Raw genomic sequence first — 15,407 nt, 5'->3', positions numbered from 1 at the left:
ACGAATGTTATGCAATCAATTGAGCGCCAGCTTTTTTAATATCATTCATAATACGTTGGCATGCTTTTAACTCGGATTGCAGAACGGACACCATTCTCCACGATGGAAAACAAGGATAACAGGACCTTTAGCTAGTTCTTCAGATAATATTATTTTTTTTCATTAACATCTCCTCCAGTTTAAAATTAGGAGCTTTTACACCAACACTTAATCCATTATCCATAACTTGATCCCGAAATTCCTGAATCATCTTGGGAAATGCTGCTGTGGCATCAGGGGCCATTGTACTAAATTGAGTCTCAACTGCATCCAACTCTTCTAACAAGATTTTCAATTGTGCCATCTTTTTATTCTCCTTTTCCATGTATTTTTAGTAATAAGTTCTTGAGAGACTTAGGCTTAGCTGCAGCTTATTAACATCACAAGGTTTCTTAATAAATACTAAACGTTTAGTTTCTAAATTACAAATAAATAATATACTGAACGTTTAGTATTGTAAATAGGTTATTCTATTTTTCTTTTTTATTCATATTAAGTATACTAAACGTATAGTTTATACTTTTGAAAGGAATGATTAATGTGCAGGGCAAAAGAGGGCGTCCGCGTAATGTCGAAACGCATAAGTCTATCCTTTCCGCATCCTATGAGTTATTGTTGGAAAATGGCTTTAAAGAGGTCACATGCGATAAAATTGCAGATCGTGCTAAAGTTAGCAAGGCTACGATTTATAAATGGTGGCCTAATAAGGCTGCCGTGGTAATGGATGGTTTTCTTTCTGCTGCCGCGGCCAGATTACCTGTGCCTGATACGGGCTCGGTATTGAATGATATTCTAATTCACGCAACGAGTTTAGCCAGGTTTTTGACAAGTCGGGAGGGGACCATTATTACAGAGTTAATAGGGGAAGGGCAGTTTGATTCAAAATTAGCGAAGGAATATCGTATCCGATATTTCCAGCCCCGTCGACTCCAAGCTAAGCAGCTTCTTGAGATGGGAATTCAGAGAGGAGAATTGAAAGAAAATCTCGATATTGAATTAAGCATCGATCTCATTTACGGGCCGATTTTCTATCGTTTGCTCGTAACCGGCGAAAAGTTGGATGATTCCTATGTGCAACAATTGGTGAAGAACGCATTTGAAGGAATCCGATCGACCTGAATAACATTCGAACACAATTTATTTGCCACTAATTGCCGATTCTCCACTCCCCCGATATAATCCTTTCATCGGTTTAATATCACTGAGCGATAACGACCACCGAAGAGTCGACGAGCACTTTTCGAATCCGTACATAACCGAGTTCCTTAATGACCGCTAATCTTAATTAGCGGTCATTAAGGTGTTTTCAGAATAAATAAATGAGGGAGAAGAAACGATAAAAAAGTGCCAAACAAAAGTAGAGGATAACAAATACAAGAAAACAAATCAATTTCCTTGAAATACGATTTATGGTCTGATATCCTAATGACAATATTTAATATCGTTTTATTTTGCAACCGTGGGTTAGCGTTAAAAACACAAATACCAACTCTTTGCGAGAATTAGTCTTAGATTATGGACTTTTTTGCAAAGAGTTTTTTTGTGTGTTTAAAGAACAAGTACAAATAGGGATCAAAAAATATTCAGAAGGAGATGCACAATTTTGCATCTCTTATTATTTTAAGGAGGGAACTAAGTGAAGTCTTTGAATCAATTAAAAAAAGTTGTTATTGGTAATGAATCCACATTTTTAATTCAAAAGGATGGAATAGCAGTAGTTAGTGGTATTAACAGTCATAATAAATTTGGATTAAAAGAGGACAAACTGAAAGTTAGACCATATCAATCTGTAGACTTATTAGATATTTACGATATATCTACTTCTTCTTTTCATAGCTTATTCGTTACGAGTAAGGGGGAGGTATATAGCGGGGGATCAAACACGAGAGGACAGTTAGGCCTGGGGCATAACAAACCCCCATATGTAGGGCCACTTATCCAGATTCCTGAACTTAAATATGTAAAAGTGAAAAAAACATGTGCTTCTGAATTAATCAATATGGCCCTCACGTGTGATGGTGAAGTTTATGTGTGGGGAGAAAACAGACATGGAGCGATGGGAAACGGATCAGATAAATACTTTTTATCTAGTCCCATACCCTTACAGTTCAAAGGTATTGTTGATATTGCTTTAAGCGATAATACATGTTTTGTCTTAGATGAAGATCAGAAAGTATATGCATGGGGAGAGAACAGTTCCGACCAAATCTACGAGGTATCTGAATCTAATATTTGTAAACCCGTTTTAGTGCCTTATCCTGTTCCGATTGTGCAAATTGTTGCATCTCCTAATTTTATGGTAGCTTTAAGTCAACATGGGGATGTATTTTTTAATGGTCGGATGTTATCTCGAATAGAGAAAAAGATATATAGCACCGAAATTCCAATTGTTGAAATAGCGTGTGGGACTCAACATGTTGTAATGATTGATTTTAATAGGAACCTTCATGTGCTGGGGAGTAATTCTTGCGGTTGTTTAGGTGTTGGAAAGAGAGCAAGTGTATTACAGCCAGAAAAAATTGAGGATGTAACATCAATTAATGAAGTTTACGCTGGTGGTTACCAAACGTGGATAAAAATAAATGATCAGTGGTATGCTGCAGGTCAGAATAGTTATTTACAGCTGGGAATTCATTCAAGTAAGAATCAAAATAAATCTATAAGAATTCCGGCATCTCCACAGTTGGAAATGGTATTAGATGATTGGCAGCACGTTAACAACTTTATTCCGGTTGCGTTTTAGGCACAACCAAAAATGACCCACTTGACCTAAATAAGTATTAGGTTAAGTGGATTCCTCATCTGCAACTGTCATAGTTAGCATTTCAAATAATAAAAGCTCTTTGTGAGTATACGAAATAAGCCAGAAATTTCGCTTTCTCGTATGGTCACAAGGAGCTTTTTTTGCTTCTTGAAAACGGGTATCTAAAGGAGTGAGGATAATATGGCTAAAACAATCAATATCCTTTCTGTCTCAGGCGGGAAGGACAGCACAGCTATGTGGTTATATGCAAAAGAACAAGGTATAGAAGTATTGCCAGTCTTTGCAGATACGGGCCATGAGCATGAAAAGACCTATGAGTATCTGGATTATCTTGAAAATAAACTGGGGCCAATTCAGCGTGTTCGGGCAGATTTTTTAGAACGGATCGCAAAGAAGCGTTTGTACGTTAGAGATCATTGGCCGAGGAAATTGACACTAGACGTTGGTGGGCACTGGTATTCGGATAAAAAGGAGTCAGGTGATGCTCCAGACTGGGAACCAGAAGACAGATCTGCACAAGGTCTAAAGATAGGTAATTGGAAGTGGCTTCCGTTCCAAAAAGGTATGTCCGAATTAGAAGCTCCATCTGTTGTAAAACGAGCTTTAACAATTCTATACCCTACCGGTATCCCGTTCCTTGACCTCTGTCTTTGGAAAGGAAGGTTCCCTTCAACTAAAGCGAGGTTTTGTACTACATATTTAAAAGTTGAACCTATTGAGCAGCAAGTTTATCTGCCCATTTTATCAGAAGGAAACGATATATGTAGCTGGCAGGGCGTTCGAGCAGAGGAGAGTCCAGCAAGAGCAAAACTACCAGTTCATGAATATAACGAAGGGTTTGAAGTCTATAGACCCTTACTATATTGGACTGTAAAAGACGTCTTCATTATGCATAAGAAACATGGTATTGAACCAAATCCGTTATATAAATTGGGAATGGGCCGTGTAGGTTGTATGCCATGCATTAATTGTAAGAAAGGTGAATTGTATGAGATTGCGAGACGTTTCCCTAAAGAAATTGAGCGGGTGGCTGAATGGGAACGAGTCGTGGCTAAAGCATCTAAACGAGGGCTTTCTACCTTCTTTCCAACAGCAAATGGGAATGGAAACAATATTGATGAAGTTGTGGAATGGTCAAAAACAGCCTATGGAGGTAAGCAATACGATTTGATAAAAGCGATAGAGTTCGATAACGTTCCGGATTGCTCTAGTGCCTACGGGCTTTGCGAATAAGGTGCCATATGAGAAAGTTTCACGAATTTACTTGCCGAAATTGTGGTGGATATGGCCAGGAAATCAGACGAATTGATTTGATGCGCCAATGTCCTTGGTCAATAGTAGCTCAAATGGCCTGTAAGTGTGGTAACAAATGGATTACTTATATTCGAGATAAATCACGTTGTACACCGTTCGACGTTTAAAAGACAAAGAGAAAATAAATTTTTGGAGGATCAAATGGAACATAACATTAAACCTACAGAGATTAATCAATGGGTAACATATATTTATGAATGGGAAGTAGCAGAAGTTTTAAAAACAGGCTTACAACCAAATATGTATTCCAAACAATTTATACCCGCTATTCCTATTTTTTATGATTTACAGAAAAGAGATTTACTTTGTGAATATATAATGGATTTCACAACATTTGACAAAGTACCTGAACATTTATGTGAATTGGTACATTACAAGGACTTATTAAGATATATTTGCCCAGTAGTTTTTACCTATCTAAAGCATTCAAAAAGAATGCAGAATCATAGATATCACTTTGTTAGCATGATCACGAACAACATCGCTCCTTCTTCTCTTGTAATAAATCCTAGGTATCCTTTAGTGCAATTATTGGATATTTAATAGAGTGAAAGGGCGGAATGTTATGCAAACATTAAAAAAGGCTACTAATGATATTCAAAACAACAAAATTAGCAGTTTATATGTTCTTTTTGGTTCAGAAACGTATTTAATTAAGGAATTCATTCAATTATTAAAAGAAAAAGTAATAAATTCTGAGTACGGTGATTTAAACTATGGATACCATGATTGTAATGAAGTGACTATAGAAGATGTTGTTATTGAAGCGGGAACTATCCCGTTTTTGTCAGAGAAACGGTTAGTTTGTGCCTATAATACATCTTTTTTAACTGGGATAAAAGACAAAACGGAACATAATGTAGAGACACTTCTTGAATTTATATCTACACCCTCCGAATTTTCAACGCTTGTTTTAATAGCACCACATGATAAACTAGACGAGAGAAAAAAAGTAGTTAAGGAATTAAAGACTAAGGCATGCCTTGTATCTTGCCAGCCACTGAAGGGGAATCAGCTGTCGAAGTGGATAACCAATAAGGGATCTGAAAGCGGTGTAATTCTTCCTTTACCACAAGCTACATATCTGGCCAATATAATTGGAAATGATCTAGGACAATTAAGTAGTGAGATATATAAACTTGCTACTTATGTTGGACCAGGTCAAGTCATAACCAATGAGGTGATTGATTTATTGGCATCTCCCGCTTTAGACAGAGATGTTTTTGGCTTAATCGATCACGTAGTACAAGGAAGTATAAAAGATGCTTATCGAATTCTTTTTGACTGTTTTACATCTGGAGAAGAACCCATTAAAATTTTAGCTCTTTTTGTAAGGCATTTTCGAATAATGCTTCAAGTAAAGTTACTTATAGATCAAGGTAATAAACCTGAGAAGTTAGCGAGTATATTAGGAGTGCATCCTTACTCTATAAAAAAAGCGTCGGAGCATCAAAAATTGTTCTCTGAAAAGGCTTTGAGACACTTCTTAACTATTCTTGCTGACGATGATTTTAAGATGAAGACGGGTAGAGTTAATAAACAACTAGCTTTGCAACTCTTTATTGCAAAAGTAGCTGAAGAATGTAATTCAAATAATAAGGATATATAGTTGTTGGTCCATATAGAAAACCTAAGGACACCGGAAGAGGGCTTCCGTGTGTCCTTTTTCTGCATCAGAAAACATACTTCATATAAAATAAATAAAGCCTAAATAAAGAAGGTTCTTTAGACAAATCAAGTGGAACTTATTTGAATGGAAACAGCAAAATAGTTACTTTCAAGCGGCTTTATGAGTATCAAAATTAGCCTATGTTAACAGTGTCAAAAAGCATTAACGAATGTAGACAGAGAGGCTTTAAAAATTTTAAGAAACAGATATTGTGAGGTACATAAATCATAAGAATCTATGACAAGGAAAAAATTTAATCAATGTAAAGGAGATACGTATGTATTTTTCAGCCGTAAAAAAACGAGTCCCGTTTATTGTTTTTACTCTAATTTCAATTTCAATACAGCTTTTGGTACTAATAAAAATGACGGAAGGAGTTCTCTTTATAGTACCTATTATTATTGGAATAGTTATGTTGTTTTCCTGGTGGAAAATAATTTACTCCATATTTGAACCAATTACAGTTGAAGAAAAAGTATCGTTAATTAATAAAATTTCTTTACGGGCTGTAATGATGATTATTCTTTCCATTTGTTTATTTCCGATAGAAATGTTATTGAAATGAGGTGAGGAAAAGGAGGTAATCATATTAAAAAGTAAAAAGTTAAAAGTACTAGAAAAAGAACCTACCTCTAAAAAGAAATAGGTTCTTTTTTCTATTTACAGAAAGTGTATTTACCAATTTTTTTTACTGGGTCACATGAAACTGAAAAAGTAGTATCCGAATCATAAAAGTCTAATGAGCCTTCAGCAGGGTCCCAACCATGCAACGCGTCCTCAACCGCTTTTTTGGTTAAAGGGCTTATAGCTAATTTGTTCACACGATTTGTTGAGGGAAAATTGTTTAATATTTCTGTTAGGGTTTTCTGATAGTTATTTTTTAATAATCGATTTAATATAATCGAAGCGATCGCTACCTTACTAATATATGATTGATCAGCTGCTTTTTCTTCTACAAATTGTTCTAATAAATAAATTTCTTTATCGGGTATTTTCACTGGGTTCGTGGAATCATATCTTTCCTCACTGTTGTAATAATATTCCTTGGATAAATATGACTTAGTAAAGGTTTTAGCAATAGTACTTTCATTTATTGAAGCAGTTATTAAAACACTACAAAATAACATAAACATTATAGTGAATTTCATTTTGTTTAAATATCACCTCTTACATAATTGTATTTCCAAATATTTTATTCATATACATTTATACAATGCTTCAATAGAGATATTGAGTGTTGAAAGGAAGTAGATTACTAATACCAAAGAATTCATTGAAAAAGGATGATAAATAGGTATATTTATCTTAAAATTTCGCCAATAATACTACTAGGTAGATTAATCATTATCAGTTTAAGAAACAGAATATCTATTGGATTAAACTAAGACATCAGTAAGTATTAGAGTAGTTTTAAAAAACTTGTAGGAAATTTATTGCTTGCCGAAGATTCGACTACTGGTATCCGAGTAATAGTAGAACGTATGGTTGGTTCCAGCTTTATGAAATGATTGCTGTCCATTTATTTTTGAGTTAAAAGGGGGGAAAGTAAGTTTTAGCAATTTATCTTATAAGTAGTTTCCTATATAGGTCAAATGTATTGCGAACCTCTAGCTTACATAAATATTCATGAGGGTTCGCAAAATAAATGCTTTATAAGACCTTATAATATACTGTTTTTCCCCTCATACTATTGCTCCTTACATGGGAGCACGGATTGAAACAAGAAATTTAACATAATCCATCAAAACCTCTCTATATTGCTCCTTACACTTAAGACGTGGCAGCGCTCGTCGGCGATCCTTCTCGTGTCACGATGCTGTTGGAATTATTAGAAGGTATTGCGCTTCCGACAAGCGAACTGGTGAGTGCTGCACGTATTACGCCACAAACGGCAAGTTCCCATCTGACAAAATTGGTAGAGGGTAACCTACTCGTAGTGGAAATGAGCGGCCGACACCGCTATTATAGGTTGGCCGGACCCGAAGTCGCATACACGCTTGAAGCGCTCAATGTCATCGCAACGCCCACGCTGATTCGGTCTCTTAAGGAATATGACCAGTCAAAAGTGTTGCGGTATTCCATGCACTTACTATGACCACATAGCGGGAGAAGTGGGGGTGGGGCTAACTGGTCGGCTGCTTGAATTGGGAATGATCGAACGATCCTGTCGAGATTTTGCTGTTAGCAAACAGGGGTATAAACGCTTTAAGCACTTCGGTATCGATGTAGATAACGTGCAAAAAGGGAGACGCCATTTTGCAATAATTAAAAAGGCTATAAAAAACCCTCCATTCCGTATCAGGATTTAGAGAGCTAAAGAGGATATCCTAGGCTATAAGATTTATGTAAAAAAGAGTCCTTAGCATTAGTTAGTGCTACTGGTTGGTAGTAAATATGTATATTTTTCTTGAAATATTGTCAATAATACTTCTAATCAGTATTAGGAAACAATGATGGTCATAAAAGGGGGGATAAGCAATTTGTTTTCTACTTGGCAAGTGATTGCGAACCTCTAGCTTACATAAATATCAAGGGGGTTCGCATCCGTATACTAGCAAAGGTTTATTCAATGACTACCGCTACATTTGAAATGTATAGTCTCTTTTCAATCGAGGTTCGCAATTAATGGTTTATGAGACCTTCTAGTATGCTGTTTTTTCCTGATACTATTGCTCCTTGTACAGGAGCACGGATTGAAACAATTTGGCGCTTTAATTCCATCGTTTCATCAGGTATTGCTCCTTGTACAGGAGCACGGATTGAAACCAAGAACGACTTATGCTGCCTCACAGTTGCTTTTATTGCTCCTTGTACAGGAGCATGGATTGAAACTATACTATTGGTTTCTTGGGGCTTATCTTTGTTGATTGCTCCTTGTACAGGAGCACGGATTGAAACAGTAAGGGCAGAAGAAGTCAACCCAGAGGAGATAGATTGCTCCTTGTACAGGAGCACGGATTGAAACATGGATTTATTAGTCTCAGATTATCCAAATGTGAATTGCTCCTTGTGCAGGAGCGTGGATTGAAACAATGACAGGTATGAAAAAATTCTTGATTCATCGGGATTACTCCTTATACAGGAGCGCGAATGAACGTGAAAGACTCCGCTGCTACGGGGTCTTTTTTCATTGCTCTTTTTACAGGAGTGCGGATTAGAACCTTAATGGTGCTCTTGTTGTTAAAGAAGCAAAATTAATCGCTCCTTTTAACAAAAGGGGGTCTTACATTGTTGTACAAAGTAACACAAAGATTTTCGCGAGATTCCACATTTAGCAAATTATCTTATATTTAAACCTTTCAACCTCCAATTTCTGTTTAAATTCCGCTTTTTAATTGAATAAAAATGTGATGGAGGGAAGTGTAGCCCTCCTTTTGATTATTAAGTAACGAATAGGTATATTTTTCTTAAAATACTGTCAATAATACTACTAAATATCTTAATAATAATGAGTGCTAAAGCACATGTTAATTAGAAACATTCTCCAGAAGTAAGGAGTGTTTCTATATGATGTACTTTGCACATCGAACTACATCTGAAGACAAAGGTGAATGGCAATATTTACATGTTCATTTAAAAGATGGTGCAGAACAAACATCTGAGTTTGCCAAGGTGTTTGGAGCGGGAAAGTGGGGCTATGCTACTGGATTATTTCATGACATTGGTAAGTATTCAGTCGAGTTTCAAAAACGACTTGAAGGAAGTTTAATACTGGTCGATCACTCTACTGCCGGTGCCCAAGCAATAGTAGAACTTTGGGGATTAGAAGGTAAGATTCCTGCTTATGCGATTGCTGGCCATCATACAGGTTTACCAAATGGAGGGACAATCACAGGACCAGATACTTGTTTAACTAGAAGACTTAAGAGAGAGGTTAAAGAATATCGTCATGCATTTAAGGAAATTGCAAAGCCCGATAAACCAGTCAGCCTCCCGATAGAGGTGGGATTTAATCCTGGGATGAGTTATTCCATGTTTATCAGGATGCTCTATTCTTGTCTAGTAGACGCTGATTCTCTTAATACAGAAGAGTTTTGTAATAAGGAGCTTTCTAGATTACGAGGAATAACGTTAGACATTTCAACCACATTAAATCGTTACGAACAATATAAGAGAGAAAAGTTTGGCTCCCCGAACACAGAAATCCAACGATATCGAAATGAATTGATGCACGAATGTTTAATGGCTGCGGAAGGCCCTCAGGGGCTTTATACGATTAATATGCCAACAGGTAGTGGCAAAACATTGTCTTCTTTAGGATTTGCATTAAACCACGCCAAGAAACATGGATTATCAAGGATTATTTATGTAGTACCATTTACTTCAATCATTGAACAAAACGCTACGATACTTCGTGAAATTTTAGGGAATGAAATAGTATTGGAGCATCATTCTAATATTCAAAGAGAAATGGATCTAGATGAAAAAGAAGAAAAAATTAAGATTTTACATCAAAAAATGGAATTAGCCGAAGAAAATTGGGATGTTCCTGTAATAGTAACAACAAATGTTCAATTCTTTGAATCTCTTTTTTCTAATAAAAGATCCAAATGTAGAAAACTACACCGCATAGCAAATAGTATTGTTATTTTTGATGAAGCTCAAATCATGAATGGAAATTTTTTTAAACCATCTTTATTTGCTATGGAGGAATTAGCCCGTAACTATAAAGTAACTTCCTTATTTTGTACAGGTACACAACCTGGGATTGATCGTTTTTTCCCTCCATCTATACCAATCAAAGAAGTTGTCCATGATGTTTCTCTGCGTCATAAACAATTTCAACGAACTTGTCTTCATCAACTTGGACTACAATCATTAGAAGAGATTGCTAGCCGAATACAAACACACCACCAAGTCATGTGTATCGTGAATACAAGAAAGAAAGCAAGAGAGTTGTATCAGCATCTTCGTGTAAATAACGATGAGAAAGACCCATTTTTGTTCCATTTAAGTGCTCGTATGTGTGGGAAGCATCGTATAAAGGTACTCGATATGATTAAGGAACGTTTAAAAAATAAAAGTCTTCGATGCTGTGTTATTAGTACGCCATTAATTGAAGCCGGAGTAGATATTGATTTCCCAGTTGTATATCGGGAGTTAGCTGGGCTAGATTCTATTGCTCAAGCGGCTGGCCGTTGTAATCGAAATGGAAGGTTTAATTTAGGTGATGTTTTTGTATTTGAAACAGAACAAGGGTTACCTGCTGGGTGGTTCCAATTAACAGGCTCAATAGCGAAAAAGATATTACAAAAATATAAAGAAGACGGCTTATCCTTGTCAGCAATGGAAGATTACTTTTCGGAATTATACTTTTATCAAAAGGCTGCCCTATACGATCGGACAGACTCAAAAAACATAATAGGTCGATTAAATGAGGATATACCTGGTTTGTCTTTTCCTTTTAAGGATGTAGATCGTCTATTTAAATTAATTGATACCCAAATGGAGACGGTAATTGTTCCTATTGATGAAAAAAGTGAAGAACTAATAAAAACATTGGTAGCTACAAGCTCCATGAAATCTGTACTTCGTAATTTGCAGCTTTATACTGTCCAAATATATCAAAAGGAATTTCAGGATTATTTACAAGCTGGGGAATTAATAGAAGTACGACAAGAAGTGTTTGTACTACATAATCATTCAAAATGGTACAAGAAGGATATTGGCCTTATGCCATTTTCAAAAGAACATCATACAAAAGAGATTTTTATAAATTAAAAAATAAGGAGGATATGACATGGTTCATGGAGTTCAACTTCATGTTTGGGGGGAATATGCATGTTTTACCCGTCAAGAACTTAAACCTGAAAGAGGTAGCTATGATGTAATTACTCCAACCGCTGCTCGTGGGATCTTGGAAGCTATCCTATGGAAGCCTTCTATGAATTGGATTGTAGACCGTATTCATGTCCTGAATGAAATAAAGTTTGCAACCATTCGACGTAATGAATTATCTAATAAAATATCATCTGGTCATATCAGAAACGCGATACAAAATGATAATCCAATAAAGCGACAAGATATTACTAAAGATAAGGAGAGACAACAACGTTCATCGATGATCTTAAAAAATCCTGCTTATGTGATTGAAGCACACGTTGAGTTAACTCCTTTAGCTTATAAATCTGATACTACCCAAAAATTTTTAAATATGTTCGTAAGTCGAGCCAAAAAAGGACAATGTTTTCATAATCCGTATCTAGGTTGTAGAGAATTCGCTGCCAATTTTTCTTATGTAGAAAAGGATGATGATATTTTCTTGCAATCATTTTATAGAGAAACTCCTGATAGAGATTTAGGTTTAATGCTTTGGTATTTAAATTATCAGAGAAATAGGGAGCCCTTTCATTTTCACGCTAAGATGTGTCGAGGAGTCATTGATTTATCTACGTCGGTAAAGAAAGAAGGAAAAAGCCTTTGATCTTACAGTCGCTATATCAACGTTATCTTGATATGTCAAAGATAGCAATGATTGATAAGTATTACTATACTACCGAAAGAATCTCATTTGTACTTGAGATTTCATTAGATGGTCGTTTATTAAACATCTTAGATATTCGTGATACGGAGGGAGACCGTCTTATTCCTATTAAAATGAGCGTTCCTCAACATGTAACTAGGTCAAGCAATGTAAAACCATATTTTCTATGTGACACACTTGAATACTTATTAGGATATAGACCATCAAAGAGTACAAATAGTAGGGAAAAGTTTGAAAGTTCTAAGTTACTCCATTTTGAAGTTTTATCAGGAACATTGGATGAAGAAGCCCAGGCCATTGTCCGATTTTATCAAGATTGGGATATACATCAGGTTACAGAAAATCCTATTGTACGGTCTATGGCCAAAAATTTAAATGAAGGTCTTTTAGCTGTAATAAAAATAGAGGGGAGTGATTATTACTTACATGATAAACCAATCATTTACGAGAAGTGGGTTGAATACCTAAATAAACACATAAAAAAGACATCTAAATCAGGGCAATGTCTTATCACCGGAGAATACTCAAATGAGATTGCTAGAATTCATGATCTTCCCATAAAAGGAATTAAGAATGGACATTTATCAGGTACTTCTCTTGTTTGTTTCAATCAAGATTCATTTAATTCCTATGGAAAAGAACAAGCTTTTAATGCACCAACTAGTTATAAGGCTGTTTTTGGATATACTACAGCTTTAAACCAATTGCTAGATTCTGAAAATAATTGCATACACCATATAGGAGACATGACTACTGTATTTTGGAGTAGGACAAATCTTATTGAAAAAGAACAGGAATATGCGAGTTATTTTCGGTCACTTATTATTGAAGACAAGCAAAAGAGAGTAAATCAAGACAATCTATTAAGGGGCTTGTTCGAACGTATTCGTAATGGATCTGAAATAACGGAAGAGATGAAGAAATCTTTAAAAATTCCATTTTATGTGATGGGTCTTTCTCCTAACAAAAAAAGAGCATTCATTCGTTTTTTTTGGGAGGGTAGTATTGAAAAGTTACTAGTTAAATGTAGCCAACATGCAAAGGATCTGGGTATTGATGGATATATGAATGCTGAAAAATCTGTTCCAACGATAACTAAAATTCTTTTAGAGACGGAAAGCAAAGAAAAAAAGGTAAACAAGGATTTTTGGAAATCAACTGCATCTCTTGAAGCTCAAATGTTAAGTTCTATCTTAGAAGGTTCATTATATCCTTTTTCATTGTTTGTTAAAATTATTAATCGGTCAAAAGCCGATAGAAATGTAAACCATATAAAAGCTGCCTTTATAAAAGCTTATTTGTCGCGTTATGCTCGCATTTATAAGAAACCATTGTTACAGGAGGTTACCACTATGGCATTAAATGAACAGACTAGAGATATTCCATATAGATTAGGTAGGTTGTTTGCAGTACTTGAGAAAGCACAAGCAGAATATGTAGGTGGTAAAGACAAGTTAAATCGAACAATTAAAGATAGATTTTTTTCCTCAGCAGTAACTACGCCAGGAAGTGTTTTTCCATCTTTGATCATCATAGGGAATCATCATATGTCACAGTCTACTTTTGGTTTTCTTCGTGATAGAAACATCCAGGAAATTTTGGAGGATGTCGATAATTTTCCTGCTCGTCTAACCACCCAACAACAAGGTGTATTCATTTTAGGATATTATCATCAAAAGCAGCACATGTATAAGAAAGGAGAAAAGGCAGATGACAATTCAAAAGACGTATCAACCGATAGAGAAGCGATATGATTTTGTCATAATTTTTGATGTTACTAACGGAAATCCGAATGGTGATCCAGACGCAGGGAATATGCCACGATCAGATGGAGAAACTGGTCATGGAATCGTAACGGATGTATGCTTAAAGCGAAGAATACGAAACTACATTGAAATGATAAAACCTGAAGAAACGGGATTCCATATTTATGTGACTGAAGGAGCCGTCCACAATGAACAACATCGACAAGCGTATTATAGTGTACGTGCTGATCAATCTAAAATAAAAACGTCTGAAGCGAAACTTACCCCGAAGGATAAGGAAGAAGCTAAACTATTGGCACAATGGATGTGTGATAATTTTTATGATGTTCGAACTTTTGGAGCGGTTATGTCAAATAGTGTTAACTGTGGCCAGATTAGAGGACCTGTCCAATTTACGTTCTCACAAAGTGTTGAACCAATCTTTGTAAAGGAAATTACGATTACTCGACAATCTGTCACTAGGGAAGGTGAAGATAAGCAGCGTACCTTAGGAAAAAAATATATTATCCCCTATGCTTTATATCGGATGAATGGCTTCATTTCAGCTCATTTTGCTGAAAAATCCAATTTTACTGAAGAAGATTTGAATCTATTATGGGAAGCAATTGTTCATATGTTTGAACATGATAGGTCTGCTTCAAGAGGTGAAATGGTTGTACGTAAACTAATCATCTTCGAACATGATTCCAAGCTTGGAAGAGCTCCTGCCCATCAATTATTTAATCGAATAGAGATTAAAAAGGTTCTGGAGCAAGATCAACCAGCTCGTTCTTATCAGGATTATAGGATAGAAATTGATTCCACAAACCTTCCAAATGGTGTTTCAATTATTGATAAATACTGATGTAGTAATTTAATTAAAAAAGGGGTGTTTAATTGAAAATTATAAGTGCGAACCTGTAGCTTACATAAATTTTTAAGGTGGTTCGCATTCGCTTATTAGCAAAGGTTTTATTCATTGATTTCGATAGATTCGAAAAGTAGGACTAATTTTTCATCCTGGTTCGCAATTAATGGATTATGAGACCTTTTGGTATGTTACTTTTTTCTGATACTATCGCTTCTTGCACAGGAGCACGGATTGAAACTTGGCATCATTATAACATTTCTATTGACTATAGAATCGCTTCTTGCACAGGAGCACGGATTGAAACTTGGCATCATTATAACATTTCTATTGACTATAGAATCGCTTCTTACACAGAAGCACGGATTGAAACTCGTATGAGCGAGCTATGTTTTCTACAAGTTTTATCGCTTCTTGCACAGGAGCGTGGTTGAAAAAAACCAAATAAGCCTTCCTTTAAAAATAGGGTAGGCTTATTTGGTTTGGTCAGCTGAAAAATCCCTTGGAATGGCTAGTTACGTTGG

Annotated in this window: 13 protein-coding genes and 1 CRISPR repeat array; of the genes, 11 read left to right on the top strand and 2 right to left on the bottom strand. The window is 35.7% G+C overall.

The window, feature by feature from the left end; genetic code table 11:
* Positions 1 to 139: 139 nt before the first annotated feature.
* Positions 140 to 343, bottom strand: coding sequence for a hypothetical protein (locus tag O0550_RS13225; RefSeq protein ID WP_258426561.1), 204 nt, complete (start codon positions 341 to 343; stop codon positions 140 to 142).
* A 227-nt stretch (positions 344 to 570) separates the two neighbouring features.
* On the opposite strand from O0550_RS13225, the gene O0550_RS13220 reads away from it, so the two are divergent.
* The 5 genes from O0550_RS13220 (at position 571) to holA (ending at position 5,726) form a co-directional block, all read left to right on the top strand.
* Positions 571 to 1,158, top strand: coding sequence for a TetR/AcrR family transcriptional regulator (locus O0550_RS13220; protein WP_081476766.1), 588 nt, complete (start codon positions 571 to 573; stop codon positions 1,156 to 1,158).
* 517 nt (positions 1,159 to 1,675) lie between these two features.
* Entirely contained in the window at positions 1,676 to 2,782 is a 1,107-nt protein-coding gene (locus tag O0550_RS13215; RefSeq protein WP_003345808.1) for an RCC1 domain-containing protein, read from the top strand.
* A 201-nt stretch (positions 2,783 to 2,983) separates the two neighbouring features.
* Complete coding sequence (locus tag O0550_RS13210) at positions 2,984 to 4,036, top strand: phosphoadenosine phosphosulfate reductase family protein (RefSeq protein WP_258426560.1); 1,053 nt, start codon at positions 2,984 to 2,986, stop codon at positions 4,034 to 4,036.
* A gap of 222 nt (positions 4,037 to 4,258) precedes the next feature.
* Positions 4,259 to 4,660 (top strand): hypothetical protein, encoded by a 402-nt coding sequence (locus O0550_RS13205; RefSeq protein WP_258426559.1) that lies wholly within the window; start codon positions 4,259 to 4,261, stop codon positions 4,658 to 4,660.
* Positions 4,661 to 4,682: 22 nt separating this feature from the next.
* Positions 4,683 to 5,726: a DNA polymerase III subunit delta gene (gene holA, locus O0550_RS13200; protein WP_258426558.1), complete on the top strand. Its 1,044-nt coding sequence runs from the start codon at positions 4,683 to 4,685 to the stop codon at positions 5,724 to 5,726.
* Positions 5,727 to 6,442: 716 nt separating this feature from the next.
* Here the strand turns inward: holA and O0550_RS13195 are convergent.
* On the bottom strand, positions 6,443 to 6,934 hold the full coding sequence (locus O0550_RS13195; protein WP_258426557.1) for a cell wall hydrolase: 492 nt from the start codon (positions 6,932 to 6,934) through the stop codon (positions 6,443 to 6,445).
* Positions 6,935 to 7,903: 969 nt separating this feature from the next.
* On the opposite strand from O0550_RS13195, the gene O0550_RS13190 reads away from it, so the two are divergent.
* The 6 genes from O0550_RS13190 (at position 7,904) to O0550_RS13165 (ending at position 15,317) form a co-directional block, all read left to right on the top strand.
* Positions 7,904 to 8,095: a hypothetical protein gene (locus tag O0550_RS13190; RefSeq protein WP_258426556.1), complete on the top strand. Its 192-nt coding sequence runs from the start codon at positions 7,904 to 7,906 to the stop codon at positions 8,093 to 8,095.
* Positions 8,096 to 8,453: 358 nt separating this feature from the next.
* Positions 8,454 to 8,817: a CRISPR direct-repeat array (repeat unit 33 nt; unit sequence TATTGCTCCTTGTACAGGAGCACGGATTGAAAC).
* A 476-nt stretch (positions 8,818 to 9,293) separates the two neighbouring features.
* Positions 9,294 to 11,507, top strand: coding sequence for a CRISPR-associated helicase Cas3' (gene cas3, locus O0550_RS13185; protein WP_258426555.1), 2,214 nt, complete (start codon positions 9,294 to 9,296; stop codon positions 11,505 to 11,507).
* Positions 11,508 to 11,526: 19 nt separating this feature from the next.
* Positions 11,527 to 12,210: a type I-C CRISPR-associated protein Cas5c gene (cas5c, locus tag O0550_RS13180; protein ID WP_003345769.1), complete on the top strand. Its 684-nt coding sequence runs from the start codon at positions 11,527 to 11,529 to the stop codon at positions 12,208 to 12,210.
* Complete coding sequence (gene cas8c, locus O0550_RS13175) at positions 12,207 to 14,024, top strand: type I-C CRISPR-associated protein Cas8c/Csd1 (protein ID WP_258426554.1); 1,818 nt, start codon at positions 12,207 to 12,209, stop codon at positions 14,022 to 14,024. The genes cas5c and cas8c overlap by 4 nt, the downstream gene beginning before the upstream one ends.
* Positions 13,981 to 14,880: a type I-C CRISPR-associated protein Cas7/Csd2 gene (cas7c, locus tag O0550_RS13170; RefSeq protein ID WP_258426553.1), complete on the top strand. Its 900-nt coding sequence runs from the start codon at positions 13,981 to 13,983 to the stop codon at positions 14,878 to 14,880. Before cas8c ends, cas7c begins: the two co-directional genes overlap by 44 nt.
* 191 nt (positions 14,881 to 15,071) lie before the next feature.
* Entirely contained in the window at positions 15,072 to 15,317 is a 246-nt protein-coding gene (locus O0550_RS13165; protein ID WP_258426552.1) for a hypothetical protein, read from the top strand.
* Positions 15,318 to 15,407: the final 90 nt, after the last annotated feature.

This window comes from Brevibacillus halotolerans (assembly GCF_026891775.1).
Taxonomy (GTDB): domain Bacteria; phylum Bacillota; class Bacilli; order Brevibacillales; family Brevibacillaceae; genus Brevibacillus_B; species Brevibacillus_B halotolerans.
This window is presented reverse-complemented; position numbering and strand designations above follow the sequence as displayed.

Excerpts from the sequence above, each read along its gene's own strand:
- O0550_RS13165 (WP_258426552.1), top strand. The coding sequence starts at position 15,072 with ATGTTACTTTTTTCTGATACTATCGCTTCTTGCACAGGAGCACGGATT.
- O0550_RS13195 (WP_258426557.1), bottom strand. The coding sequence starts at position 6,934 with ATGAAATTCACTATAATGTTTATGTTATTTTGTAGTGTTTTAATAACT.
- O0550_RS13220 (WP_081476766.1), top strand. The coding sequence starts at position 571 with ATGATTAATGTGCAGGGCAAAAGAGGGCGTCCGCGTAATGTCGAAACG.
- cas3 (WP_258426555.1), top strand. The coding sequence starts at position 9,294 with ATGATGTACTTTGCACATCGAACTACATCTGAAGACAAAGGTGAATGG.
- O0550_RS13210 (WP_258426560.1), top strand. The coding sequence starts at position 2,984 with ATGGCTAAAACAATCAATATCCTTTCTGTCTCAGGCGGGAAGGACAGC.
- cas5c (WP_003345769.1), top strand. The coding sequence starts at position 11,527 with ATGGTTCATGGAGTTCAACTTCATGTTTGGGGGGAATATGCATGTTTT.
- O0550_RS13205 (WP_258426559.1), top strand. The coding sequence starts at position 4,259 with ATGGAACATAACATTAAACCTACAGAGATTAATCAATGGGTAACATAT.
- holA (WP_258426558.1), top strand. The coding sequence starts at position 4,683 with ATGCAAACATTAAAAAAGGCTACTAATGATATTCAAAACAACAAAATT.
- O0550_RS13225 (WP_258426561.1), bottom strand. The coding sequence starts at position 343 with ATGGCACAATTGAAAATCTTGTTAGAAGAGTTGGATGCAGTTGAGACT.
- cas7c (WP_258426553.1), top strand. The coding sequence starts at position 13,981 with ATGACAATTCAAAAGACGTATCAACCGATAGAGAAGCGATATGATTTT.